General features: G+C 36.4%; 23 protein-coding genes and 1 pseudogene. 13 read left to right on the plus strand and 11 right to left on the minus strand.

The window, feature by feature from the left end; translation table 11 throughout:
* Nucleotides 1-9 precede the first annotated feature (9 nt).
* The 10 genes and pseudogenes from GN217_RS04060 (at nt 10) to GN217_RS18895 (ending at nt 11,739) form a co-directional block, all read left to right on the plus strand.
* Nucleotides 10-2,994 (plus strand): restriction endonuclease, encoded by a 2,985-nt coding sequence (locus tag GN217_RS04060; protein WP_156855382.1) that lies wholly within the window; start codon nt 10-12, stop codon nt 2,992-2,994.
* 1,218 nt (nt 2,995-4,212) lie between these two features.
* A complete protein-coding gene (locus GN217_RS04065; RefSeq protein WP_156855383.1) occupies nt 4,213-5,364 on the plus strand; it encodes an ImmA/IrrE family metallo-endopeptidase in 1,152 nt (383 codons plus the stop codon).
* Nucleotides 5,365-5,366: 2 nt separating this feature from the next.
* Nucleotides 5,367-5,861: a DUF4411 family protein gene (locus GN217_RS04070; protein WP_156855384.1), complete on the plus strand. Its 495-nt coding sequence runs from the start codon at nt 5,367-5,369 to the stop codon at nt 5,859-5,861.
* A gap of 293 nt (nt 5,862-6,154) precedes the next feature.
* Nucleotides 6,155-6,535, plus strand: coding sequence for a hypothetical protein (locus tag GN217_RS04075; RefSeq protein ID WP_232334325.1), 381 nt, complete (start codon nt 6,155-6,157; stop codon nt 6,533-6,535).
* Nucleotides 6,536-7,657: 1,122 nt separating this feature from the next.
* Nucleotides 7,658-8,182, plus strand: a pseudogene (locus GN217_RS18890) (ISL3 family transposase).
* A 574-nt stretch (nt 8,183-8,756) separates the two neighbouring features.
* Nucleotides 8,757-9,209: a hypothetical protein gene (locus GN217_RS04095; protein ID WP_232334326.1), complete on the plus strand. Its 453-nt coding sequence runs from the start codon at nt 8,757-8,759 to the stop codon at nt 9,207-9,209.
* A gap of 144 nt (nt 9,210-9,353) precedes the next feature.
* Entirely contained in the window at nt 9,354-9,623 is a 270-nt protein-coding gene (locus tag GN217_RS04100; RefSeq protein ID WP_156855387.1) for a hypothetical protein, read from the plus strand.
* Between the two features lie 306 nt (nt 9,624-9,929).
* Nucleotides 9,930-10,244, plus strand: coding sequence for a YolC/YozM family protein (locus tag GN217_RS04105; protein WP_156855388.1), 315 nt, complete (start codon nt 9,930-9,932; stop codon nt 10,242-10,244).
* Nucleotides 10,245-10,324: 80 nt separating this feature from the next.
* Nucleotides 10,325-10,873, plus strand: a complete 549-nt coding sequence (locus tag GN217_RS04110; RefSeq protein ID WP_156855389.1) for a YjdJ family protein — start codon at nt 10,325-10,327, stop codon at nt 10,871-10,873.
* 125 nt (nt 10,874-10,998) lie between these two features.
* Nucleotides 10,999-11,739: a hypothetical protein gene (locus GN217_RS18895; protein ID WP_232334327.1), complete on the plus strand. Its 741-nt coding sequence runs from the start codon at nt 10,999-11,001 to the stop codon at nt 11,737-11,739.
* Nucleotides 11,740-12,497: 758 nt separating this feature from the next.
* Here the strand turns inward: GN217_RS18895 and GN217_RS04120 are convergent.
* From GN217_RS04120 to GN217_RS04155, 8 genes are all read right to left on the minus strand, one after another.
* Nucleotides 12,498-13,529, minus strand: coding sequence for a ketopantoate reductase family protein (locus GN217_RS04120; RefSeq protein ID WP_198042587.1), 1,032 nt, complete (start codon nt 13,527-13,529; stop codon nt 12,498-12,500).
* Between the two features lies 1 nt (nt 13,530).
* Nucleotides 13,531-14,538 (minus strand): NADH:flavin oxidoreductase/NADH oxidase, encoded by a 1,008-nt coding sequence (locus GN217_RS04125; protein WP_156855391.1) that lies wholly within the window; start codon nt 14,536-14,538, stop codon nt 13,531-13,533.
* Nucleotides 14,539-14,542: 4 nt separating this feature from the next.
* A complete protein-coding gene (locus GN217_RS04130; RefSeq protein WP_156855392.1) occupies nt 14,543-16,282 on the minus strand; it encodes a M28 family metallopeptidase in 1,740 nt (579 codons plus the stop codon).
* Between the two features lie 16 nt (nt 16,283-16,298).
* Entirely contained in the window at nt 16,299-17,438 is a 1,140-nt protein-coding gene (locus tag GN217_RS04135) for a M20 family metallopeptidase (protein ID WP_232334328.1), read from the minus strand.
* Between the two features lie 25 nt (nt 17,439-17,463).
* Entirely contained in the window at nt 17,464-18,246 is a 783-nt protein-coding gene (locus GN217_RS04140) for an SDR family NAD(P)-dependent oxidoreductase (RefSeq protein ID WP_156855393.1), read from the minus strand.
* A gap of 36 nt (nt 18,247-18,282) precedes the next feature.
* Nucleotides 18,283-19,722, minus strand: coding sequence for a sodium/proline symporter (locus tag GN217_RS04145; RefSeq protein WP_156855394.1), 1,440 nt, complete (start codon nt 19,720-19,722; stop codon nt 18,283-18,285).
* A gap of 123 nt (nt 19,723-19,845) precedes the next feature.
* Nucleotides 19,846-20,544: a hypothetical protein gene (locus tag GN217_RS04150; RefSeq protein WP_156855395.1), complete on the minus strand. Its 699-nt coding sequence runs from the start codon at nt 20,542-20,544 to the stop codon at nt 19,846-19,848.
* Between the two features lie 31 nt (nt 20,545-20,575).
* Nucleotides 20,576-21,409 (minus strand): MurR/RpiR family transcriptional regulator, encoded by an 834-nt coding sequence (locus GN217_RS04155; RefSeq protein ID WP_156855396.1) that lies wholly within the window; start codon nt 21,407-21,409, stop codon nt 20,576-20,578.
* Nucleotides 21,410-21,799: 390 nt separating this feature from the next.
* Here GN217_RS04155 and GN217_RS04160 point away from each other — a divergent pair, with 390 nt between their 5' ends.
* Together GN217_RS04160 and GN217_RS04165 are read left to right on the plus strand one after the other, a co-directional pair.
* Entirely contained in the window at nt 21,800-22,042 is a 243-nt protein-coding gene (locus GN217_RS04160) for a hypothetical protein (RefSeq protein ID WP_156855397.1), read from the plus strand.
* An 11-nt stretch (nt 22,043-22,053) separates the two neighbouring features.
* Nucleotides 22,054-22,617 (plus strand): pyruvate kinase, encoded by a 564-nt coding sequence (locus tag GN217_RS04165; RefSeq protein ID WP_156855398.1) that lies wholly within the window; start codon nt 22,054-22,056, stop codon nt 22,615-22,617.
* A gap of 764 nt (nt 22,618-23,381) precedes the next feature.
* Here GN217_RS04165 and GN217_RS04170 read toward each other — a convergent pair.
* The 3 genes from GN217_RS04170 to GN217_RS04180 form a co-directional block, all read right to left on the minus strand.
* Nucleotides 23,382-24,158, minus strand: a complete 777-nt coding sequence (locus tag GN217_RS04170; protein WP_156855399.1) for an acetoin reductase — start codon at nt 24,156-24,158, stop codon at nt 23,382-23,384.
* A 284-nt stretch (nt 24,159-24,442) separates the two neighbouring features.
* The gene (locus GN217_RS04175; protein ID WP_156855400.1) at nt 24,443-25,576 is read right to left on the minus strand and encodes a zinc-dependent alcohol dehydrogenase; all 1,134 of its coding nucleotides are present in this window, start codon (nt 25,574-25,576) and stop codon (nt 24,443-24,445) included.
* A 375-nt stretch (nt 25,577-25,951) separates the two neighbouring features.
* Complete coding sequence (locus tag GN217_RS04180) at nt 25,952-26,527, minus strand: right-handed parallel beta-helix repeat-containing protein (RefSeq protein WP_156855401.1); 576 nt, start codon at nt 26,525-26,527, stop codon at nt 25,952-25,954.
* A gap of 59 nt (nt 26,528-26,586) precedes the next feature.
* On the opposite strand from GN217_RS04180, the gene GN217_RS19380 reads away from it, so the two are divergent.
* Nucleotides 26,587-26,705: helix-turn-helix domain-containing protein (locus GN217_RS19380; RefSeq protein ID WP_156855402.1), on the plus strand; the 119-nt coding region annotated here is incomplete at its 3' end.

The following is a 26,705-nucleotide window of genomic DNA, read 5'->3' on the forward strand; positions in this document are numbered from 1 at the left end:
GTGAGTACATTGCAAATTCAATTTAAAGAATTGCAGTATCAAGAAGATGCAATTGAATCAGTTGTGAGAGTATTTGAAGGACACCAGATTCGTCAATCACGCTTTACGATTACAAATAATGACCCTTATGGAAACTTGATTACCGAATATGGTGTTGCAAATAATATCATTTATCAACCAGCTAAGATGCTACAAAATGTCCAGCAAATCCAAATTGATAATGCGATTCCAACGTCTGACAAACTTTCAGACCCCTTTCCACAGTTTAATATTGAAATGGAAACAGGTACGGGGAAGACGTTCGTTTATTTGAAATCTATTCTTAAGTTAAATGAGTTATATGGTTTTAAGAAGTTTGTAATTGTTGTACCCTCTGTAGCTATTCGCGAAGGCGTTATGAAGACATATCAAATTACAAAGGACGTTTTTAGGCCAATGCTGAAAGACAAAGCTTACAATGCATTTGCTTATAACAGTTCAAGATTAGGGGAAGTAAAAGGTTTTGCTGAAAATGACAATATCGAAGTAATGGTTATCAATATACAAGCTTTCTCAAATCGTCAAGAAAGAGGAACAAAGAATATCATTTATCGTGATGATATTGAAGATATGGGTGGTGTAGCTCCAATTGACCTAATTGCAGAAACTAACCCAGTTGTTATTATTGATGAACCACAAAGTGTTGATAATACAAAAAATGCCCAAGCAGCCATTAAAGCTTTAAAACCAGCCACAGTATTTCGATATTCAGCAACACATCGGAATAAGAACTATCCACTGCTTTACAAGCTTGGACCTGTAGAATCCTATCAGCAAAAGCTCGTCAAACAGATTGAAGTTGCAGGTATTCGCAATGATTCATATGGAAACGATGCCCATATTCGTTTGATTAATGTTAAATCTTTAAAGACGGGTATTACGGCGACAGTCGAAATGTATGTGAAGTCTAATAATGATGTCGTTAAAAAAGAAGTGAAATTAAAACAAGGAGACGAACTTTACGTAAAATCGAAGCGGATTGCTGCTTATGAAAAAATAGGGTTTGTACAGAACTTATCTGCCGAACCAGGTAATGAATATGTCGAGTTTTCTGGTGAACCTTCTTTCGTTCGACTGAGTGATATGTATGCAATAGACAAACAAATTAAGCGTGGGCAAATTCGCAAAACGATTGATGAACATTTAGACCGTGAACTACGGCTAAATAAGTTGGGGATTAAAGTTTTAAGTCTTTTCTTTATCGATAATGTTGCAAATTATCGTCAATATGATAAAGACAATAATCCGTTGCCGGGAGAGTATGCTAAAATATTTGAAGAGGAATATACAGATGCATTAAAAAATCCACGTTATAAAGGATTACGAGACTATCATGTGCCAGCAAATGAAGTACATGATGGCTACTTCGCTGCTGATAAGAGTGGCAAGAAGTTCAAGAATACAGGTGGATCTAGTGCTGATGATGAAACAGCATATGAAATCATCATGAAAGACAAAGAAGAACTTCTTACATTTTATGATGAGAAAAAGGGAAAAACGAAACGTGCAAACAAGCTTCGATTTATTTTTTCCCATTCAGCATTAAAAGAAGGCTGGGATAACCCTAACGTTTTCCAAATTTGTACTTTGATCGAATCACAAGATACGATTACAAAGCGGCAGAAAATTGGGCGTGGACTTCGAATCGCTGTTAATCAAAAAGGTGATCGTGTTCCAGGGTTCGATGTGAACACTTTGACAGTGATGGCAAATGAAAGCTACGAGGAATTTGCCCGTGGGTTGCAGAAAGAATACGAAGAAGACGGCATGACTTTCGGTGTTTTTGAAGACGATATATTTAGTACAATTATCATTCGACATGATGAAGATACAGGATTGAAAGAGGTACTTGGTAAAGATCATTCAAAAAGACTTGTTCGTTTTTTCAAAGAAAAGGAGTATCTCAATTCACAAAATAAAGGTACGGAAATATTGGCGCGTGCTATGAAAGAAGGAACGCTAGAGGTACCGGATGATATTGCTGCTATTAGTGATACTATCATTGAACAAATCAGTGACCGGATCCAAACGCAGTTCGACAGCAGTAAAGTTAATATTAAAGACCGTGGAGAACGGGTGACGGTTAAAGTGCAGAAAGAGGCATTGGCAGAACCGTTCTTAGAACTATGGGATAAAATCAAATACCGGACAACCTATTCTTTAAATTTTGATACAGAGAAATTTATTAAGGAAGCAGCTAAGACATTATCGGAAGACTTAGAAGTACGTATTGCGAAGCTACAATATTTCAAAGCAGAACTAGAAAGCAAGGCATCCGGTATTGAGGTGGCAAAAGAAGGCTTCGCCAGTTTTGCGGTATCCGATGCCAGATATAAAGAGGCTCCCGATATTCTATCTTATTTACAAAATGAAACGAACTTAACACGCCAGACAATCATCGAAACGTTAAAAAGAAGTAATACATTACGAGATTTCCAGCGCAACCCGCAAATGTACATGATGGAGACTGCTCGTATCTTAAACGCAGCAAAGAGAGAGATGATGGTGGACGGCATTAAATATGAGCGGATGAAAGAGGAAGTTGTGTACGATCAGAGTCTTTTCCTGAAAGATGAACTGATAAAAAGTTATGAGAGTGACGTGGTCAAATCTGAAGATGCAAGGACGCTATATAACTATACCATTTGCGACTCGGGAGTAGAGAGAGAATTCGCGGAACAATTTGAAAAGGACCAAGACGTTAAATTCTATATCAAACTACCATCATGGTTCAAAGTAGCTACACCTCTTGGTGATTACAATCCAGACTGGGCACTGTTGAAAGAAGAGTTTGGTAAAGAGAAGCTCTACTTTATTGTAGAAACAAAAGGCGACACAACAAAACAGGAATTACGTCCGAACGAAAGAGCTAAAATCCGTTGTGGTGAAAAACATTTTGAAGCACTCGATACAGGTGTTGAATTTAGGAAGGCCTCAGAATATGCGGAGGTTTAGTTAACAAGGGGAGATAGAAAACTTGTCGTTTTCTACTCCTCAACACTTTTTCATTGGGGGTATAACGTAAATTACAGAGTAAGTAACTATCATAGTAGCATTAACGTCAAAGTAAAGGATTTTAAAAATTATTAATATCTTCAATCCTCAGACTGAAATGCTGAATACGTGATCCATAGTTTTAGTGGTGTAAGAGAAATGAGATAACATCTTCCCTACTTAATTCATTATGATTCACCAGTCAACAACTCTATTTCATGCCTTGTTCTATTCATTTCCCTTGGCAGGATATAAATATATTCTAATATTTTATTCGTAAATCTAAACACCCCTTCAACCAAGTACCTATCAAAGATTACAGGGTCTCCATGAGCTGCCATATTTCCGAAATCCTTTATTACCTTTGAAAATATCACCCATTAATGGTGGCAGAATTTCCCTTTGTTGTAATTCATTAAGTTTTTGATGTAGCTTACCTTTTATAGCTCCATTATCTTACATACCATCTCAAGTGTTCTTCTAAGGGCAATTATACGAATTGTATTATCAATATTTTGTACTTTTAAAGCCGATTCATATGCACTTCTAATGACTTGTGGTAAGCTACTTAAATTTAACCTCTCATTTGTAGGGTATAATACTTCTCCATCTTCATATGTATTATAATATTGTGAGTATGATTCCTCAGAGTTCATATGAATGTGGAATAATTAAATCCCCCGCAAACCGGACACTCAAATACCTCAAATGTATCACTTGCCTGAAAAAGTTCATCATGCTTAATAGGTATTGATGTTTCCTTTTCATACTTATGTAACAATTTCATAAGAGTTTTGTTCCCACAATGTGGACAAGTAAGTATAATATCTTTTGACATTTAAATTAACCTACCTATTTTAAATGATCTCGTATATTTGAAAAATATCAGATTCCTTTGTAGTTGCTATTTGACCTAATCTTGTTACATTGTATAATTAATTATAAGTAGGTTCTAGTTTTAATGATATTTTCTGCTTCTTTTACAAAAAGAACAGTCAAATTACACAATTATGAAATATAACATTCCCTATTATACTAAATGCTTGTTTAATAATAATTATTATTTTAAATTTAAGGAATTACATAATATAGCTATATAACAATTGATCTAAAAGTGAATTTGATAAAGGTTTTCCTAATTATATTACTAACAGTAACCCCAAATGAGGAGGTGAGAAAATGGCAAATAGGGCTCCTGTAAAAGCTGAGCTAATAGAGTGGGCATATAATAGATCAATGAGACAAGAGTACTTACATAATAAATTTACTAAATTATCTGATTGGCTTGGAGGAGAACTACAACCAACATTGAGACAATTAGAGGAATTTGCAAAGGCAACGTCTACTCCTTTGGGATACTTTTTTCTTGAACACCCACCAGTTGAGGAATTACCGATACCTCACTATAGGACGATAGAAGATGGTGGAAGAGAACAGCCTAGCCCAGACTTGATAGAAACATTACATATGATGCAACGTAGACAGGATTTCATAAGAGATTACTTTGAAAGATATGTTGGAGATACTTTATCTTTTGTCGGTTCATATAAGGGTACGTCAGTAAGGGAGTTAACAGAAAAAATTAACCAAATTCTTGAAATAGATTCTGAGTGGGCTAAAAGTCAAAAAACTTATCAAGACGCACTAAATTATTTAACAGATCGTTGTGAAAGAAAGCGGATCATGGTTATGATAAATGGAATAGTAGGTTATAACACTCAAAGACCGTTGGATGTTGAAGAGTTTAGAGGATTTGTTTTAGTTGATAATATGGCCCCTCTAATCTTTATAAATGGAAAAGACGCAAAATCTGCTCAAATATTCACACTAATCCATGAGATTGCACATATTGCCATTGGTTCAAGTGCTGTAGTTGAGGCGCATCCTTTAAATAGGGTTAATGAAGACGCAGAAGTACTGTGTAATAATGCAGCTGCAGAGTTTTTATGTCCAATGGATGCTTTTCAAAGTGCATGGCATTCTCATTACGGAGATGGAGAGGTCTATAAAACATTAGCAAATATATTTAAAGTTAGCCCAATAGTGATTGGCAGGAGAGCGTTAGATTTAAATATTATAACTAGAGCAGAGTTTTTTAGGTTCTACCATAGTTACATAGAAGAGATTCAAAGGGATTTAGGCCCTGCAAATCCTAGCGGAGGAAACTTCTATAACAATACACGAATTAGGTTAGGAAGTTTATTTTCTAGAGTTATAAATTACGAAACAAAATCAGGTGCATTACAGTATACAGATGCATACAATCTTACAGGATTAAAAAGGACTACCTTTGAAAGGTATATGAACTTTATGGAAGAAAGGGGTGTATAGCATTGTACGTTCTCGACGCTAACGTATTTATAGGTGCTTACCAAGGATACTACTCATTCGATATCGCACCGAGCTTTTGGAATACTCTATTAAATTTAGCAGATGAATCTAAGGTATGTAGTATAGACAAAATACAACATGAAATTATTAATCCGAATGATGAAGAGCCAGATCAACTACACGAGTGGACTGTGGAAAACTTTAGAGACTTTTTTGAAAGAACAGATGCTCAAGATGTATTACTAAATTATGCTAAGATTCAGCAATGGGCTTTTAGTAATGGTCATTTTAAAGATGCCGCCAAAGAGGAATTTGCTAGAAATGCTGATGCGTGGTTAATAGCATACTCGATGGCAAAAGGGTATACTTTAGTAACACATGAGACTTATAATCCCCATACTAAAAGTAGAATACTAATCCCCGTTGTTTGTAGGGAATTTGGGGTTAATTACGTAAATACTTTTGAGATGTTAAAGAGATTAGAAGTACAATTCTAAATATCTCAGTTACATAGCTTATGTGTTTAATATCCATCTTGGGTTTATTAACGTAACATACAATAATTTTGAAGAGTGGCTAGTATTGCTGGTAAAAGTAGACATCTACCATGGGCATGCGATAGCTAAGAATGATTATTTTTTTGCGGTATAAAGATATGTCTAGCCGGGATTTTATACTTTTAAGTGATTATAAATCTAATTTAGCACCTATCCCTTAACTCTAAAATTTATAACTGTCTTTCAGGAATTGTCCCACTTTTGTTAAGATAAAATTAGAAGGGAGTGGAAAATTGGATAACTTCGCTTACCATAAAGAAAATATTAGTGAATTTGCTGTTATATCCATGATTAATTATCAAAGAGTATATCGTTTATTATTAGATGAATTGGACGGAGGGCAAATAAATGAACAGGCATTGTATGGTTATCATTCAATGGCGTATTCGACTATCATGACTATGAAATCTTATTATCTACAAAATGACATTTTATCCCATAATGAATACGATATTTTTTTTGAAAAAGCAAGTCAGTTTAGTAGAGAATTTACTAGTAGTAGAGAAATAAATCGCAGTATGCAATGGACATTTGGTTATTACAATGAATTAGTTGAATCTTTTAACGAGTTAGCATCTTTGTTGGAACTTAAACCATTTAACGTTCCAAAGTAAATAGAGGCTGGGACATAACTTCTTAGTATGGTTATAAATCCGAACAAATGATAAGAAAGAGCATCAACAACCGCTCCGGGAATATACTACGCTTTCCGCAGGCGGCTGGTGAGCCTCCTCGGGCTGCCGCCCTGCGGGGTCTCACCGATGCCGGCCGACGAACAGGAGGTTCTAGTGCCGGCGTTGGTCACAGGACGTGACCGTACTTAGCCGGCCTCCTGCTGGAGTCTCCGTATATTCCCGGAGCTAGTTAGCAGTTTTGTTCGGATTTAATTCATATTAGAATAGTTATGTCCCAGCCTCTTTATCTATTAATTTCATCTGAATAATTATCAAACTCCCCCAAATCCACATACTTATCCATTATCATCAATGTTTTTTCCTGGAAATTAAACAAGTGAAAAATCCTTCAATGTGTTCGACACCACTATGTTTTGATATATCTATTTTATTAGCTACCTTTAGATCGTTACGGTGAACCGTATCATAAATAGGTAGCGGTTTAGTTTAAAATATAAGCCTTTTATGATTAAAGGGATACGTTTTATTATATAAATTATTCTGGCTCTTCACCAAAATCTATTAACAAATTAGGTTAAATATGGTAATAAGTCCAACACCCGTAACCCTGCTATATTGAAAGTACCAACAACCAAAATAGCGAGGTGTTACCGGTGCAATTTCACTATATCAATAAATTGATTCAACTTCCAGAAGTAAACGTAAAAAATATATTATTTGATGACAAAACAGGTGTTGTGTATCTGTCTGTTGAGTCGATACAGCGTTCAATAGTGCCCGTATTGTGGCAGTCATGATATCCATCGGGATGGTGTATTATATCACCGCCATGTCTGCCATTTACTATTGGGAAACTGGCGAACCATTCTTTGGGTTCCAGCAGTGAATATGGAATGCCAGCAATGTAGGGCTCATTTCCTTTGGCAATATGCATTCGTTCAGCTGAAAAACGGTATACAAAAGCTTTTCAGCATCAGTTGATGAAACAAGGACAAGGCGTGACGGTTACAACAATCCATGTCTGCCTTTCAATGCGTCCCTTATTCCACAGCGGAAAGGTGTTTTAAAAACGGACTTCAAGCAGAACGGAAGCATACACAAATGACTTGCATTCAAGATGCTATCCAGCGTGAACAGCTGGTACTTGGCATCTATGATTTTGCCGTACGAAAAGGGCATACCTACAATACAGGTGTTCATGATTTAAAAGGCGGCAACATGCTGGATATTATTCCTGGGCGGAAACAGGAAGACTTACAAGCGTTTCAACAAACATCTTCCTATGTGCATCTATTAAACCCTGTCGCTGTGTTGATGGACTTAAGTTATACCTATGACAAGTTTGTCAAAGAAACCTTCCCTTAAGCGATTCGGATTGCCGATCGATTCCATGTCAATCGTTATGTGACTGATGCGATGCATGCCGTCCGAAAAGAGGTGCAAAGAAAACTTTCTACACAGGCAAGAAAACAATTGAAGCGCCATCATCAGCTGCTGGAAACACGTTATGATGCTTTGTCCAAAGAAGACCAGACAATGGTTCGTACCCTTTTAAACTATGATAGCCAATTAAAAGCCGTCTATGAATGGAAAGAAGCTTTTATTGACTGGTACGATTTAGCTTAAACGCAGAGCAAGCCAAACAAACCCTAGAACAATGGTATCGACAAAGGCATCGTATCCAGCATAAAGCAGTTGAATTCTGTCTCCGAACGATTAAAAACTGGGAAACTGAAATGATCAACTATCACCCGCTTTACAAACGCTGTTGTGGAAGGACGTCACAATAAGATAAAAGCGATACAGCGCCGGCATTTTTTCACACGTAATCGAGATGTATACGAGAACCGTATTTTAGTTGAATGTAATTGGGCTTACATGCAAGGTGTTATTTAATCGTCAACCATAGATTTTGGTGATGAGCCATTTTTTCAGATTGTATCTTTACGTAATAGTTGAAATTATAAAGGGAAATTGTGGTAAATACAGTATAATGTTAGTATAAAAGTATGATAAACAAACCTATCTATAAGTAGTTGGATGTTATTTTATAATCGGATTGCAAGTTATCGGAGGAATGAAATTGAATGAAGGATTGAATAATATGCTTATGAATGTTTAACTTCTTTTTGATACAGAAGAAATAACCAAAAAGCTAGAACGAATTCGAAAAGAATATAAACGTAATATCGAACCTGACATGGAAATCCAAGCAAGATTTGGACATACGTTTTCAAGAATGAGTCTTACGAGATTTGAAAAGGTGGTTAATAGAAATACAAAAGATGAAGAGAAAGACTTTCGTCAGTATTTGAATAGATTAATGTATGAAAAGGATGTAACGCAAGCCACTATATCAAGACGTAGCTTAATAAAGGGGCCTATTCTTAGTAGGTATACAAATGGGTCGGGGGAGATTCCTACAAAAATGGTCTTTCGTATTGCATTGTACTTGAAATTGAACTTGATTGAAACTGAAACTTTATTAAGAAAAGTTGGTAAAGGAATTATGGAAACTAAGTTGGATGCTGTTGTTATAGAAGCTATTGATCGGAGAATATATGATGTGATAAAAGTTGAAGCAGTCCTACGTAAATATACTAATGGTGAAAAGTCGATATTTCAGAGAAAGAGCAAGAAGAGCTTGGTATAAGAGAGGAAAATTTGGAAATAGATGTGTTTTTCTAAACGTCGTAGGAGGACATCTAAATTAGTGGAATTCAACTATGTGGATTAATCAGCAAAACGATGGAAGCCGAGGTGCAATTTATGAGTCAAAAGGAAAAAAAGTACTGGAATGTTTAATATTTACTATATTAATTTTGCTAAAGTTTACGAAATAGCAATGATGATCAATAACGTTATTGTATCATCTATACAAAGGGAAAATAGTTTCCTGCGGGAAAATTCGAATTCAATAAATACCTCCATTTCAACAGCATTAAAAAATTTGGCTAACATTAAGGCTGTTGTGGGTGCTCAGGCAAGTGAACGGGAAGTAAGTGATGGTAAACAAGAAAAGAGAGTTTACGATACATATAGATCAGTTAAAACAAATAAGGTCTGAGAAAGAGAAATAGGGAATAGTGTGTTAGCTGGTAGACAAACCTATTTAATTAAGATATAGGATCTAATGAATTGTAACTATAACTCATTACATCCTGTTTTTTCGTGACGGGATATTTTATATTAAATTAGTAAAACAGGAATATTCAAATACATTAATAAACAAAGGTGCGTTATAATCGAGCATATTTTGAGATTCATATGTTTTGTTGGTCAAAAAAGGAGTTAGTGAAAGAGTGGTTGCATCTAGCAATCAGTCGTTTTATGATGTAGTTACAGTCTAAAGTTAGAACGATGGGGGATAAAAATGCGTAAAAAGTATAAGATAGGAATATTCATTTTGGTGATTGTTGTTATAATTTCAGCATTGTTTTGGAATGGACAAAGTGAGCCGTACAGTACGAAGACAGTTGTTGATTCTGTATGGGATAAATATGAGGTTCAGAGTTCTGAAATCGGTAAATATCAGGATCCCAGCGATGGAGCCCCTGTAATTGCCATAGATGTTTATGATAAAACTGATATATCGAACGTGGAAAAATATTTACAAGATAACCTGTCTAAGGATGATTTAGCAAAATATGAAATAGATGTATTTTCTAATAAAGGGATAACCTATTAAATAAATTTTAAACAATTGTGTGAATAATTTTACTTATGATTGGGTGAGTTAATACAATATACAGGAACGCCATTTTACTAATGAGAAGTGATATTAAAAATAACGTACGTATTAAACTAGAAATAATAAAAGTGGGAGGGTTAAGTGTGAAATATATAATACAATACTCATTAGCATCGATACTATTGTTTTTTTCAACATTTGCTGCTTGGTATGAAGGAAGTGCGATAAGGGAGAACCCGTGGGAATGGAAATACACTGCATTTTTCTCGAAAAAATTCAATGGATGGATTGCAAATAGTTCAGATATATCACAATTAGACCATTTTATATACGCTGCTAAATTTAATCCTATATATCCTATATTGATGATATTAAGCCTATCTTATATTTTGATTTTAAGTGGGTACTTACTATTAAAAAATGACACAAATAAAATGAGCATTTTCCTCCTTTCTTTTGGTGTGATTCACGTTTTGCTCGGAATAATGGTCTCTGACTCACCGACAATAGGGGGGAAATATTTTACTTTTACCTTTCTTACTATTGGTATAATTAGTTTAGTTCTATCCTTTTTAAAAGTGATGAAAAGAAATGGGAAATATGGAAATCTAAATCTGTTGCACTAAAGGGTGCGTTAATCCAGTAGGGTTAACGTTCTTTTTGTTGAATATAATGTTGTAATGGGCAGAATAGCTCAAAAAACGACGATAACAAACCTAATGATTTTTTCAGTTAAGGGGGTGGGGATTCAATGAAAAACAATGATAATATTTATGAAATTGTTGAGCATGTTGTCAATTGGCTCTTATTCGGATTTATTAGTTTTATTGCATTTTTCTCTGTGGTAAATATCAGCCCAGGCCCCCAACCCTACGGTCTCATATTTGGTTATATTATTACAATGCTGCTCATCTGGGGGGTTAATTACTGGTACCAATCCTACAAGAAAAGAAAATGGATTGTGCTAATAGCTGGAACCATCCTTTACGTTGTCATTGCTTTGTTTCTCTTGGGCGTAGTCATGCCAGTTCTGGCTAAAATAATCTATTCAAATGAAAATACTGGCCAAGTTGAAGATACGATTGGTGAAGATTATGATGGAGGAGTTCCAATTGCCCTATTGTATATTGATGATTCCCATGTTCGGCTTACTGAGGCAAATATCAGTTGGAATACAGCTAGTATGGGTGTACAACGGACAATAGAAGATATTGAAGAATATGCATCATCATTAAATACAATAGATTTCCCTTCAGGTAGAAAGGTATTATTGGATCTCACTGAGAACGTAGAGAATGGTGGTGGAGGAGATATTTGGGCTGATTCAAAGATAACAGTTTCCTTGTTAAAAGATAACGAACGAATCGAGCTTGAATTGGATGAATCAAGAGAATTTCGTTTTCCACAAAACACAGGGAATTATGTTTTAGTAGTTGAATATGTCAATTCGGCTGGAAAAGCTCAATATGTAGGCAATGTCATTATTCATTAATCTGATTTAGTGAACACTTAATTCCCTTTATTGTGCTAATGGGTGCGATAGTTGAACAAGGTTATCTAACCAGGTCGGCTTCGTATAGTTCGTAGATATCAAATTCCCATGCGCCCGAGTGATTTACCTTTAATCAAGATTGAAAGAAGTGCCTCAATATAATAAATAACACAAATAGTAAAAGCCCCTTAGCAGTAAGCGTCAAATAAAGCCCACCTAAAAAATAGATGGACTTTATTTGACGCTTACATATGGTGATGGTCTTACAAAGAAAACTATAGAAACTCAGCCGGGATATATTCAGTATATGAAGGAGCTGGCAATCAGAAACCTAAGAAGTTACAAGCAAGGATGAAGATACAAAGTAGATATTTATAAACTCATAAATACTATAATGCAAGAAAGGCCTTTGACAAAAAGCGGATATACCATCTTGCAAGTCTAATGATGTTAACGTTCATCCTTGCATGTGCAAGTGCTGTTTTAAACTTTAATCCAATGTTCGAAAGTACTTTAATGGGTGTCTTATTATTGCTGGAAGTTTTCTTTTAATTAGCTGCTATAACCCTATAACGCTTTCTTTACAAAAGGTGTAAAACTAACCTAAACTTATTTTTTCATTGAGTGGTGATTCCGTTATCTTACTAATGGATGATGGGGAGATAAGTAAAAAAACATTCCATACAGATTTTGTCCAACCTGTATGGAAGCTGTTTTTCTATATTAAATCATGACCGACAGTTGTTAAAGTACGCCGTCTAGTTTCCGATTAATGCCTTCAGTTCATTTAAATTATGGTAGCCCATTTCGCGTTTTCCACTTTCCAATTCTTTTATCATTTTAAGCAGCTTGCGATTTAGGGGCAATTCTAGCTTAAATTGCTTCCCCTTTTCAATTACTGGCTCCAATTGCTCGGATACCTCTGTTTTTCTTTTGTGAACGGCCAGATCTCTCCAAATACCACTTTTCTTTTTCTTATACGTTTGGAGCCGTTTTACTAATTCATCAAATTGAGCGTGAATCACATACCAATTTCTTTCCTTATTAGGGCTATAAACAATCGCAGGGTCCCAATCATCAAATGCTTCTGCCTGGATATTAAGTTGCTCCGCTACTTGTAAAACCTCCGTGCCAATTTCCACAAATAACTCTCGGTTCTGATGATCCGCAATTAAATGTTCCATCGTTTCATCTACTGTGGCTGTAGCTGTAAGAATCGCACCGTACGCTAACTTGCTCCATAAGTAGCCAAAAATATTTGAGGTAACCTGGACATTTCCCCACGCTTTTAACCTATTTTGAATTTCTAATATGCGAACAGTGCTTGCTCCATCTAATTCTCCGATGTATAAGCTTCCCACTCCACCGTATTGAATGAGTCCAGGCTCTATATAATCAGCAAATAAGTTAACAAACGAGCCAATCGTTCGTTTGTTTCCAATAATGCTTGCAATGATCTGTTCATTTAGCCCATTCTGCATGGAGATGACAACTGTATTTTCTCCGACTAAGTGTTTGATTTGGTTCATAACGTTTTCCGTATGCTGTGACTTCACAGCTAAGATAACAACATCCTGCTTATCCGCCATTTTTGTTAACTGATCGAATGTAATTGCATCCATACGAACAACGATTGGCTCCTGAGCAGTTTCAATTGTAAGTCCCTTTTTATTAATTGCATCTATATGCTCCTGATTGATATCGACCACTGTTACATTGTTCCCCTGATAGGCTAAATAGCCTGCAATCACTCCACCTATTGCTCCCGCTCCTATTATCGTGAATCTCATATTAGTACCCCTGATCATATACACCAGGCAATTGTATCTTTTCGCCTAGCTGGATTGCAGCATCCTTTGCCCAGTGCGGATTTTTTAACATAGCCTTGCCAATACAAATTAAGTCTGCACGCTCCTCTTGTAAAACCATTTCTGCAACCTGGGGAGATTCTAAACTCCCTACAGACATTGTAGGTACTTGTAATTTTTCTTTTATTTGATTTGCATATTCAACCTGATAACCAGGATAAACAGCTGGTCTATTTGGAGAGTTCCCTCCAGTCGATACATCAAATAGATCGACACCAAGCTTTTTAAACTCAGAACAGTAACGGAGCATATCTGCAAATGTATAGCCTGCTGGTTGATTGTACTCAATCGCTGAGACTCTCATGATCAGTGGCATGCTTGCTGGCATGACAGCTTTCACAGCTTGAATAACTTCATTGCAAAATTTCGTAGGGTCCCCGTATTCATCTGTTCTTTTATTTGAGCTTTTCGACATAAATTGATGCAATAAATAACCGTGTGCTCCATGAAGCTCGATGGTATCGAAGCCAGCCCTGACAGCTCTTTTAGCTGCATTTGCAAAGCGCTCGACGATTTCTTTTATTTCATCCTTCTCTAAAGCACGTGGGACAGGAGATTCATCTGAAAATGGAATAGCTGAGGGGGCGACAATGTCTCCATTTTTAATCGTTGATTTCCTTCCTGCATGAGCAATTTGGATACCAATCTTCGCATCGTATTTATGCACCTCTTGGATAATTTCCTTAAATGCCGCTTCCTGGGCATCGTTGTATAGGCCAAGGCAATGTTCTGTGATTCTGCCTCTCGCTTCTACATTCGTCATTTCAGTAAGGATTAAGCCTGTACCGCCAATAGCACGTGAAGCAAGATGGATTAAATGCCAATTTTCCGGTATTCCTTCTCTATTTACAGCTTGATACTGACACATTGGTGATAAAACAATCCGATTCTTTAAAGATAAATCTTTTAAAGTGAAAGAGTTGAATAGCATTTTTTTATTCCACCTCAAATCCAATCTGTTTTTCATACATTTTTATATCTTCAATTAGCTCTTTTAACAAAAAGTTAAATTTATTCGATTTCCTTAATAGCGTTGTTTTGATGACTTGAAGCTCTTCATCTGTGTGACTATCCTGAAGCTTTTGAGCATCAGCTAATAAAGGCACTGGATTTTGGGATAGAGCTGGGTCATGCTTGAATTGATCTTCATTCACGTAATTCAGCCTTACTAGTGTTTTGGAGATCCTCATAAGCATTCGATTGATTTGCTTTTCTTGTTCGAGCTCGTAATCTCCATTTTCATACTTTTTAAGTCCAATAATCACTTTTTTAGCTTCTGAAACTCGTTCAATCGCCTTTTGCAGACCAGGGTGAGAAGGATAGCAGCCTAAATATTTTTTGACTGTCTGTTCAATGTCTTCAATTGCTTTTTGCTGGTTTAATGGTAAAATTCTGCTATTACAGCTGTTTAGGATGATGGTCAAATAGATTTGACAGTCCCGCTCTAAGTTTTCAGGATCAATTTTGTCTAGTGTATCTTCTGTCGTGTGCCACCACCAGCCAAAGCCGCCTCCGTCTCCATCTCCAAATAGCTTAGAGAATGCTTTCATAGCAGGTGTATCACTTTTAACTTGCTCTGAGAGACCCATCAGTAAAGAGGGCACGCCCATTCCCCAAAATGACTGGTCACCTGACCTTCCGTACCGGCTCGATTTGTATGTTTCGCCTGTTACGGACTTAATTGCATCCCCGGCAATATCCTTCGTTTCTGCCATAGCATTTCCTTCCGATAACACAACGGCATTTTTTCCGCCAACAGAGTCAATGTTGACATGCATGACACAGTTCTCATACAAGTCTTCCCAGTTCTCGTCTGCATAGATGGTAGATCCTGCATAACGACCATGGGAGTGGCCGGACCAGAATGCGAGCCGTAATGAGCGATATAATGGTTCTTTATTTTCTCCGATAACTCTGGCAACCTCTAACATTGTTGCATTCGCAGTTCCGTTATCCATCACGCCATAATGCCATGAATCAATATGACCTGAAAATAGAACATACGAGTCAGGATCCTCTGTCCCCTTATAATCTGCAATTAATGTAGGAATATCAGTCCATTTTGTTTCTACTTTTGTTTCCAATTCACATGTAGTATATTTATCACTTATTTCCTTGATAATTGTTTGTCCATCCTGATAATTCACAGAAACGACTGGAATGGATGGATATTCATCAGCATTTGATAAATCAGGGTTTCCCCAATTAGTTGATACAATCATTTCATGCGTATACTCAGCATTGATAAAGATGGCTGCTTTCACATGAAAGCGTTCCGCAATATTTACAGCACCAGGTATTGCAAGCCCGTCAATCAAAACGATTTTATTTGCTGTGTCTTGTTTGCTGAAGTCCTCGAATGTACCTTCTCCGACATATACGACTTCTCCTGTTATCGTTTCTGAAGTTGATACAGCCATTGAATGGGTGATGCTGTCAAATGATTGACCATTGACCCTCAAGCTTGATTCAATTGGCAGACTAATATAAGCCTTTCTCGTATACAATTTCGTGTCAAAGCCGAATGATTTTAATTGCTTTTCAGCATATTCGAATGCGCGATACTCTTCTTCAGAGCCAGATAATCTAATCTCCTTTGCAATATTCTCGGTGAATGTCATTAATGTGTCTTTGTCTACTTCGGATCGTAGCTGATCTGTTCTAGCTGTATCCATTGCTTCTCACACCTTTCTACTTTCCGTATGTTTCTAATAGCATTGCTAATAAAGCTGTGCGCTTAGGCATTTCCTCTAAAACAACATATTCATGATTTGCATGTGCACCGTCGCCAACCGCCCCCAGTCCATCTAATGTTGGAGCAAAAGGAGCTGTTAAATTACCGTCACTGCCGCCACCTGTCTCTTTTTCAGTCAGTTCGAATCCAAGATGTTTTTCGGCCAAATCTTTTGCAGTGTGGAACATGTCCTCAACTTCCTTTGTACGCTCTAACGGCAATCGATTAATACCGCCCTCAATCACTACCTTAGCCCCTTTAGTCTTCGCCTTTACTCCTTTAATCAAAGGGATAACCCGGTCAAATTCTTCTTTTGTTTTTACTCTTAAATCGAGTTCGCCAAAAGCTTCTTCTGCGACGACATTTGACGTAGTGCCTCCGCTGACAGTTCCGACATTTAAGGTCGTTCCTTTTTCATAATCATTGAGTGATTGGAAGTACTTTATGACATCCGCTAATTCTTCAATGGCACTAACTCCTTTTTCAGGGTCAATGCCTGAATGTGCTGGCACACCTGTCACTTTTATTGTGAATATGCCAACCCCTTTACGGGAAGTTTTTAGGCTGCCTTCCGTTGACATAGCAGGCTCTAATACAAAAACAGCTTCACTTTTTTTCGCTTCATTTTCAATGAGCTGCTGGGAGGATGGATTTCCTATTTCTTCATCACCATCAAAGATACAGACAATTTTCTTATTTAATTTGGTGCCCAGCTCCTTTAATGCATGGAGTGCATATAAGCCTTGAATAAGGCCTGCTTTCATATCAAATATCCCAGGGCCCCTTGCAATACCGTCCTTGATTGAAAATGGAATTTTTTCTAATGTTCCTTTTTCCCAAACGGTATCAAAGTGAGCTAAGATTAATAATTGTTTATCCCCTGTGCCAATTTCACCTACTACATGATTTGCATAGTGCTCGTTCTGGATAATTCTTGTTTTTCCACCTGTCAGCTTTTCAAACTGATTGGAAATCCAATCAGTCAGCTGATCGAGCAGTTCTTTTTCATGAGAAGGAGATTCGTGTTCAACAATCTCCTTTAAAGAACTGTACATTTGATCTTTTCTTTGCTGAATAAATTCATAATATCTTTCCAATGTATTCTGCCTACCTTCTTATTGATTAATTAAAGCTTTTAAATACTCTTCCTGCTGAATAGCCGCCATCGACTAATATATTTTGCCCTGTCATATAAGAGGCCTTATCACTGCTGACAAAAGAAACGACTTCCGCTATTTCTGAAATTTTAGCTGTTCGATTTAAAGGTGAATATGAAATTTTTTCTTTATGTTCAATTTGTGCTTTTTCATTATCGAGTGTTTTTAATAGGGTCTCTGTTTCTACAAGACCTGGTCCTACAGCATTCACTCTTATACCAAATGGAGCAAGCTCTAACGCAAGGACTTGTGTCATCATTTTCACAGCGGCTTTGGAAGAACAGTAATGTGTGACGCCTGGTCTTGCTACTTCACTTGCAGCTGAAGTGATATTTACAATGTTCGCTTGAAATCCCTTGTTTTTTGCCAGCTTTGCAAAGCCAATGGAAAGAAAAAACAGTGCTTTTACATTTAAGTTAAAAACGCTATCCCATTCTCCCTCTGAGATATCAAATGCTGGAGTGGCCGGAAATATACCGGCACAATTTATCAGCACGTCAAGATGGGAAAATTCCTTTTCTGCAAATGAAATAATATCTTCACGAAAAGAATTATCTGTCAGGTCGCCTGCTAGGTAGGCAACCTTCCTTCCACTTGAATCTCCTTTTGTTATTTCTTCTTTACTGCTTTTCAGCTGTTCCTCATTAATATCTACAAGCAGTAATTGATACCCTTCTTGAAAGAAATGCTCAGCGATTCCTTTTCCAATTCCTGAGGCACTTCCTGTTATGATTACTGTTTTATTCATTATGAACACCTCAACTATTTATAATTGCTTCCTTGATTAAGCCTTTTGTCTTAATTCAGGGAAAAAGATTTCTAAGTTTTCTTTCGGTGTAGGTTTTGAAATTAGACTGACAATGATAAAGGTGATTGTTGATATAAGTACACCCGGAATGACCTCATTGATATCATATGGATTGTCTAGGACAAAGAGCCATATTAAAACAGTGATCACTCCACTAACCATTGAAGCTAAAGCTCCGGCTGCTGTTCCGCGCTTCCAGTTTAAACCTAAAAGAACAAGAGCGAAGAAGAAGCTGGCAACCAATGAAGCCTGGGCAAGTACCATAAATTGTACTAAATCAAAAGGATTGAGTGAGAAATACAATGGTATTACAGCTAGAACAACTACGGCAATTCGATTCAGCACCATTTTTTGTTTATCCGTAGCTTTCGGTTTTAATACCCCAAAAATATCATGAGATATCCCAGAGGAAGACACGATTAACACTCCGGAAACGGTACTCATAATTGAAGCTAAGATAGCCACTAATAATAATGCGCCTACAACAGGCGGCAGCACATTTACAGCCATGACAGAGGATGCACTGTCAGGTGAGCCTAGTACAGGATATAATGACCTCATAACCAGTCCGCCCATTGCTACAGAAACTGCTACAACAGCTTGGAAGATAAAGGAGAAACCAATAGCCAGGCGAACAGTTTTAGGGCTGCGCAGAGAATAAAGTCTTGCCAATTCATATGGAGCTATTGCCATTGAAAATCCAAAGGCAGCTGCAAAGCCGAGTATGTCTTTAAAACCATAATGCCAACCAAGAATATTCGGATCAAGATCCGTTAAAAAGCTGCCAACAAAACCGATTCCCCCTGCTTGGCTGAGCGCAATTGGGATTGCAATTAAAAAGCTGCCTCCCATTATAAGTGCTTGTACGAAATCACTGTATGCAGTAGCTCTCATTCCGCCTTTAAGCGTATAAATGAGTGTAATGCCAATCGTGATAACCGCTCCCCAGAACATAGGGATTCCGAAAATTGTATTCATAATAATTCCGCCAGCAACATATTGTGCAATGAGATAAACGGTATAAGCTATAATGATTAAAACAGCTGCCAGCATTTTTCCAGCTTTACTGTTATATCGTTTCTCAACTAAATCAGGAACCGTAACGCCACCTTTAAATTGTTGAATCTTTGGTGCTATCCAGATTGCTGAAACCACCCAGCCAAGCCATAATCCCGGCCAGAACCATATATAGCTCGCTCCCGTTAAATAGTGAATACCCATTGTACCGACAAAAGTTCCCGCACTCATTTGTGTTGCGGCTAAAGCGGCTCCACCAATTACGGAACCAATTGATCGTCCCGCAACGAGATGATCTTCACTCGTTTTGTTGCCTTTTCCTGCCCATAGGCCAATCCCTAAGATCATGATAAAATAGCCAATTACGATATAATAAAATTCTGAGCTAACTTCTAACATTCCTATCTCACCTCTCTATTCTTCCTTCGAATCTTCTTTCGAGTTTTTTATAATCGCCCAAGTAAAGTAGCCGCTTATAAAAATGATTGCATAAATAACTAGTCCCCAGAATGGAACACCCATTTATACCTCTCCTTTCTGTTTCTTTACTTCTCCTCTAATCCAAGCAAATACGATTAATAAAAATACGACTAATGAACCCCAACCGATGATGTTAAATGAATTAAAATGCTTTTTTTCTTCATAGAACACATATTTCACATGTGACGGTATATTCATCATGTAGCTCGTATCACTGTTTTCTTTTTTCCCTTTTATAACTGGAAAAGAATTTAATTGTAAAATCATGTCTTCTGGTGCCTCAAAATGAATGGCTACAATATTTTCCTCTGCGATACTTCCGAATTCAGGAACAAACAAAGGAACTGTAAACTCATCTTCTTCTAATTGCACCGTAAATGAGATTTGATAATTGAATGTGTCACCTTCGCCTTCAGAAGTCTCTAGGAAGAATTTATTTAATGCATTCTTTTCCTCCACGCTGTAAGTTAACTCACGATCTGCAGATGTGATTTCCAGATTATCTACTTGGACATCATTTATATTTGTGAGTGTGTGCATCATTTCTCCATTTTCAAGTGAAGCAAAGTTCCCGATTGTAATATCCTGAAGAACCTCATAATATTTGTCATCGTCCGTTTTAATATCAATTGCTGCTTTTTCTAAAAAGGGTGGTTCCTTCTCTTCAGCAAATACAGCTGAATTTACAAATAAAAGCAATATTGAAATAATTAACGTTATAGAAAACGTCTTTTTTTCCATTTATTCATACCTCCTAGTTAAGCACTCCACATTATTCTAAAAAATAGCCATTTTTTGAGTATACTTCATTGATTCTACGAAGCCTGTCCTTTACGACTTCCTTATTTTCAAGTTCCATACCAGTTGCGATAAGATTGAGCAAGCTATGGACAGATGATATGGAAATAAGATTAATAGAGCTGACATTAATGTCTGTAGTCAGGCATATATCAGCTATTCTAGCTACTGGTGATAATAATCTGTCGGAGATCACAATAATTTTTGCACCTTTTTCCTTTGCTATGTTTGCCAATTTTAAAGTTTCTGACATATAACTCGGAAAAGATAATAGAAAATAAACGATTTTGTCATTTTCTTTGGAGAGAACATCTCCTGGTGTATTTAAACTAACGATAGACGACAGCAGTGTTACGTTTTCCCTAATCATACTTAATTTTGAATAAAACCAATGGGCTGCAGAAAACGAAGCGGAGTATCCAGCAATCTTAATTTCATCTGCCTCCATCAGCGTGGTAATGACCTCTTGTACCTTGCCCATATCTAAGTTCTTTCGCAGTTCTTCCAAGATAAAAATGTCTCTATCCAAGGTTAAACTAATCAAATTTCTCTCTTCATCCGTAGCATCATTAGTCTGTCTAGAAGACGCATCTTCATTTAAAAGCTGATCCTTGAGACTTTTTTGCATGCTTGAAAAACTTTCGAAACCTAGAGCATAAGAGAGCCGGATTACAGTTGCTTTACTTATGTCTATTTCCTTCGCAATCTCTGCTACAGTCGATACACTAAATTCAAGTGTGTGTTCTAGTAAATAATCAGCCACCTTTCTATGCCCTTTTGATAACTCACTATAATGCTTAAGAATCAAATCTTGAATTTTAATTTGTCTGCCTCCTCTTTTAGAATTAAATAATTCATAATGAATGAAAAATGAATAATATTATTCCTTAGTATAGGTAGTATAAATTATTCGAACATTTTAATCAATCCCTTTTTTTATTTATTTCTAATTAATCAATTTACATTTATAGACAAACAATCAAGATTTCATATACAGCTTTTTTCACTGGGGGATATTTACCCTTCAACTCAAGTGAAATGAACCGCACCTGCATTCATAGCATAAATTAAAGAAATGAGGTGACCATATGGCAGGTTTTATTAGTACTAACAAAAACGATATTCTTCACGAGCTGATACATTTACGAAATGAGATTGACCACTTTTATTAGAGCTTTCAAAAAGCAAACATATTGATATGACAGATGCAAGTAAGCAAAACTTATGTGCCTTTTTAGCCATACAAAAATTTGCAAAGTCAACGCTTCATGCACAGCTAGCAGAAGAAGGGTTTTCATCAGTGAAAATGATGAGTCCCCATGTTTTATATTCATTGAATAAAATTATCAGTCATTTGTATCTAGGTATGCAGAAGAATGAAGATTATATTGACCGGGAAAACGCAGTATACGTAAAAAACCACGAAATCAAGCTTTATTAGGAAAATCAGAAGTGGAATCAGCTTCCATTATGGTCACTTTAGATAAAGATATGCTAGAGATCCCAGCACTTTTTAAAGAGTTACTGAAGTCAGGAATGACCATCGCCCGAATAAATTTAGCTCGTGATTATTCTGTATGGAAAAGTCTAGTTGAATGTATTCGCACGGCAGAAAAAGAGTTGGGGCTAGAAAAACAAAATATGAAATGCAAAATCTACATGGATCTGCCTGGACCCAAAATTCGTGTTAGTGATTTTAAAAAAACGATACCTCCCTTAAATATAAATACGGAAAAAAGTGCTCCAATCGGTTATTTAATGAGTCGCAAGAGTGAAGATAGTCTGATTTCAAATAACTTTAAAATAAAAATAAACATAGAAGAATTCACCGATGTTACTACAGGACAAATTATTCCTATTATAGACTCTAAGGGAAGAAAACGATATTTTACAGTTCTAGAAAGGATAAGCGTAACCTGCCTGAAAGTTGAATTAAATAAATCGGCAATCTTAAATGAGGACACTGTCCTAGAACTGGGTCATAACTATAAATGCAAAATAACAAATGCAAAATAACAAGTCTATTAAAAAAGCAAGTAACCATAAAGGTGAAAAAAGGTGATATTTTATGAATTTATAAAAGTGATCATTATCTGGGAGAAGCAAAAAATAATGGAGAACCAGCTTCTATTGGTATTACCATACCCGAAGCATTAAAAAACGTTAGACTTAATGACAAGATCTTTTTTGATGATGGAAATATTTGTGCAGTTGTAGTAGAAGTTAATCATATTTACTTGGATGTAAGGATTACACATACAAGGGAAAGAAACTATTAAACCTCATCAAGGAGTTAATTTTCCTGATTCACTGGTTCATTTAAATGTTCCAGCTATCAGGAAACGGATATTAAAATTTTATTAGAAGTCATTCCTTATGATTTCTTTTATTCATCATCCAAATGATATTCAAGTATTCAAGTATTGAAGAGATATCTGGGTCAATATACAGAAAGGGGGATTGGGCTTATAGCCAAAATAGAAACAAAGCATGTTCTTTTATCCTTATCTAAGATTATGCTAGAAGGTAATGAAAATGCCTCCTATTGCAATTACCCACATCTTCACCTGTGGTCAAAATAGTCTTTCGTATAGCTATTTATGTAATGAATGTAACTGCTAAACTAAAGCAGCTTAGCAGTTACAATATACTGAGTTTACTTTTTTGAAATGGTGGTGAATTTACTTCAGCTCGCCTTTGCGCGCCCCCAGCTATCACCATAGAAGGGTAACATATTTATTTTAGATTTAATTGTTTTTAAAAGATTAATTTACTGCTTATTAACGATAAACTAAGCCACCATCTGTAAGGATTGTTTGGCCTGTAATATAATCCGAGTCATCCGATGCAAGGAATGAAACTAGATTCGCTACGTCTTCAGGGGTTTGATATCGTTGTAAAGCAATGCCAGCAGTAAAGTTTGCAAATGGTTCTCCTGGTTGAAGTGTACCATTACTGTGGCGAACCATTTCTGCATCAATGCGATCCCACATTTTTGTTTTTGCAATACCAGGGCAGTATGCATTCACTGTAATTTGATGTTTTGCTAACTCTTTCGCAGCAACATGAGTGAATGATCGAACAGCATGTTTTGTTGCGGAATAAGTTCCTAACATTTCATAGGATTCATGTCCTGCGATACTGCAAGCATTAATTACTTTTCCCTTTGTACCTTGAGCAATAAATTGTTTAGCGGCTGCTTGTGTACCAAACACAGTACCATTAACATTAATATTAAATAAACGATTTAACTCTTTTTCTTCAATTTCTAAAAATGGAGTTACAGCGTCAATACCTGCATTATTTACAAAGACATCGATATGTCCAAAAGCTTCAACCGCTTCTTTCACAAGATTTATTTGATCTTCTTGTTTTGAAACGTCACCAACGACTCCGATAATCTCTGCACCGTTACCTTTTAACTCTTCCAGCGTAGAGTTTAGTAAGCTTTCATTAATATCATGAATAACTACTTGAAAACCATCTTTAATTAACCGTTCTGCAATTCCTCGGCCTAAGCCACCAGCAGAACCCGTAACTACTGCCACTTTACCCATTGAATTCACTCCTATACTAATTCATGCATTCTTGCAAAGATATTTTTATTTTTAATACATTTTTAGGATAATACTCTTTACCATTTTTTGCAAAAATAAAGTATTAATTTTCGTTAATATCCAATGACTTTTTGGCTTCCCTTTTTACTTTTTCCTAATCACCTTTTAAATATACTCTTAATAAATCACTAAACACTTCGATATTTTCTCAGTATACTTTTCCCGTTATACCCAAATCTCTTCTTGCATTCAACGAGAGATCAACTCGCCAGATTTAATAAAGGCTACGGTTTAAGAACTACTTTAATACAATTATCTTTTTTGGCATTAAACATATCGTAAGCATCACTCGCCTTCTCTAATGGAAGGGTGTGTGTGATAATATCGGTTGGATCAAATGTTTCATTTACAATTTGCTGATATAGTGACTGCATATAGGCACGCGCAGGAGCTTGCCCCATTTTTAAAGTAACATTGCGTGAAAAAAACGCTCCTAATGGAAACATATTGTACAAGCCGCCATATACACCCGTTATCTGTACGGTACCGGTCTTTTTAACTGCTTTTGTTGAAATTTGAATTGGTCCGAGTGTGCCACCTTGTAGCTTTAACTTCTGTTCAATAAATTCTAAAGGGGATTTTTTTCCATCCATTCCAGCGCAGTCAATGACAACATCGGCACCACCTTTGGTTATTTCTTTTAATGTTTCTCCCATATCCGTGTCCTTTGTAAAATCAAATACTTCTATTTTGTTTACTTTTTTCGCATGGTTTAACCGGTAATCAATATAGTCAACGGCTATCACTCTTTCCGCCCCTTTTTGCCATGCAAATTTTTGAGTCATTAAACCAATTGGGCCACAACCAAGGACAATGACCGTGTCTCCTTTTTTTACTCCAGCATTTTCAACACTCCAATAAGCAGTAGGGAGGACATCAGACAAAAAGAGAAGTTTTTCATCCTCTAATTCGCAATCCTTTGGAATAACAAAGGGGGTATAATTACCAAAAGGTACACGAAGATATTCTGCTTGACCACCTGGATAGTTTCCGAACTTCTCTGAATAACCGAAATATCCACCAGAATCATAGTGAGGATTGGAGTGATCACATTGGCTTTCTAACTGGTTCATGCAATATTGACATTGTCCACATGCAACGGTGAAAGGAATAACGACACGATCTCCTTTTTTTATTTTAGTCACATTTGGACCCGCTTCTTCTACGATTCCCATTGGTTCATGCCCAATAATATAGTCTTTAGGCATCGGGAAATTTCCTTGGTATAAATGTAAATCGGATCCGCAAATAGCTGTAGAAGTTATTTTTACAATGATATCATCTGGCTCTTTAATGACCGGGTCAGCTACCTTTGTCATACCTACTTTATATTTACCTTGAATTGTAACTGCTCTCATAGATGTTGTTCCTCCTATTTTTGTATTACCAATAGAATTACTATTATTATTGAAATTTATGCACTTAAGAAAATGTGGAATCGAACTTAAGCGATTGTGGAGCCCCCCTTTCCACTACTGTTATACAAACATTTAAAGTGCTTATTCAAAGAGGATAAAAAGGACCGAGAAGTTCGAGGCGGCGAGAGCTCCCGGCACCGGAATGTACGTTCATAGGTACATGAGGAGCGGAAAAGCGAGCATTCGTGCGAAATTCGACGTGTCATTTTTACCGGACTTTTTGAACATCCTCTTAAAATATATTTTTCATATTAAAAAGCAATCACTTTTTTAAGTCATTGCCTTAAATGGGTTTCGATTCAATTTTTTATCGATTCATCCTCCAAGAGAAGGCTTTTCCAATATGAAATCAATATCTTCTATTTCCATATACCTGGATTCTTCATCACTATTTGAGACTTTTTGAAAGTCTGGAAAGGATGTATAGGATTTATTTTTCCAAATCCAGATCCCCTCTTTTCCCTCTTCGTCATGAAAAACATTTTGCTTCCATGTATTATTATGAATTGTATCAAAGTAATTAGCGATAAAAATTCGTGTAGGACCTGCCGTGAATATGTTTCTTTCTATTCGAATGTTTTTACTGTTATGCTGCATCAATAACTGTCCGCCGTCCAGTCCTTTTGTATCATTACGATAAAGAACATTTTCTGCAATCACAGAATTTTTAGTGCCACCTCTCTCCTCATCATAACCACCAACTGAAATCCCTGTAAAATGATTATTATATATTTCATTGTGAAGTATGCTAATATCTTCAGCATATCGATTAGCGTGCTCTGATGTTGCCTCTATTCCAATATCATTGGCATATACCTTGTTTTCCTCGACAATAATATTTTTTGCTTCATTGTAAAATGAAATGCAACAGCTAAATAAATAGAAAGCCATCGTGAAACCACGTATAGTTAAAGTTGACCAAAACCATAAACATACGGAGGTAAATCACGATGACTCACTCTCATTCTAACACGAAAAAACGAAGCTATACACATTTAACTGAAATTGAAAGAGGACAAATAGCTGCATACAGGGAGCAAGGTTTGTCTTTAAGAGAAATTGGAGAGAA

It is taken from the genome of Oceanobacillus sp. AG (assembly GCF_009746545.1).
Lineage (GTDB): Bacteria > Bacillota > Bacilli > Bacillales > Amphibacillaceae > Oceanobacillus > Oceanobacillus indicireducens.

What these genes read in the sequence shown, in the direction of transcription:
- GN217_RS04105 (WP_156855388.1), top strand. Translation starts at nt 9,930, where the DNA reads ATGCGTAAAAAGTATAAGATAGGAATATTCATTTTGGTGATTGTTGTT.
- GN217_RS04095 (WP_232334326.1), top strand. Translation starts at nt 8,757, where the DNA reads ATGGAAATCCAAGCAAGATTTGGACATACGTTTTCAAGAATGAGTCTT.
- GN217_RS04110 (WP_156855389.1), top strand. Translation starts at nt 10,325, where the DNA reads ATGAGAAGTGATATTAAAAATAACGTACGTATTAAACTAGAAATAATA.
- GN217_RS04170 (WP_156855399.1), bottom strand. Translation starts at nt 24,158, where the DNA reads ATGGGTAAAGTGGCAGTAGTTACGGGTTCTGCTGGTGGCTTAGGCCGA.
- GN217_RS04125 (WP_156855391.1), bottom strand. Translation starts at nt 14,538, where the DNA reads ATGCTATTCAACTCTTTCACTTTAAAAGATTTATCTTTAAAGAATCGG.
- GN217_RS04130 (WP_156855392.1), bottom strand. Translation starts at nt 16,282, where the DNA reads ATGGATACAGCTAGAACAGATCAGCTACGATCCGAAGTAGACAAAGAC.
- GN217_RS04145 (WP_156855394.1), bottom strand. Translation starts at nt 19,722, where the DNA reads ATGTTAGAAGTTAGCTCAGAATTTTATTATATCGTAATTGGCTATTTT.
- GN217_RS04175 (WP_156855400.1), bottom strand. Translation starts at nt 25,576, where the DNA reads ATGAGAGCAGTTACAATTCAAGGTAAATATAAAGTAGGTATGACAAAG.
- GN217_RS18895 (WP_232334327.1), top strand. Translation starts at nt 10,999, where the DNA reads ATGAAAAACAATGATAATATTTATGAAATTGTTGAGCATGTTGTCAAT.
- GN217_RS04180 (WP_156855401.1), bottom strand. Translation starts at nt 26,527, where the DNA reads ATGGCTTTCTATTTATTTAGCTGTTGCATTTCATTTTACAATGAAGCA.
- GN217_RS04120 (WP_198042587.1), bottom strand. Translation starts at nt 13,529, where the DNA reads ATGAGATTCACGATAATAGGAGCGGGAGCAATAGGTGGAGTGATTGCA.
- GN217_RS04160 (WP_156855397.1), top strand. Translation starts at nt 21,800, where the DNA reads ATGACAGATGCAAGTAAGCAAAACTTATGTGCCTTTTTAGCCATACAA.
- GN217_RS04140 (WP_156855393.1), bottom strand. Translation starts at nt 18,246, where the DNA reads ATGAATAAAACAGTAATCATAACAGGAAGTGCCTCAGGAATTGGAAAA.
- GN217_RS04150 (WP_156855395.1), bottom strand. Translation starts at nt 20,544, where the DNA reads ATGGAAAAAAAGACGTTTTCTATAACGTTAATTATTTCAATATTGCTT.
- GN217_RS04100 (WP_156855387.1), top strand. Translation starts at nt 9,354, where the DNA reads ATGTTTAATATTTACTATATTAATTTTGCTAAAGTTTACGAAATAGCA.
- GN217_RS04065 (WP_156855383.1), top strand. Translation starts at nt 4,213, where the DNA reads ATGGCAAATAGGGCTCCTGTAAAAGCTGAGCTAATAGAGTGGGCATAT.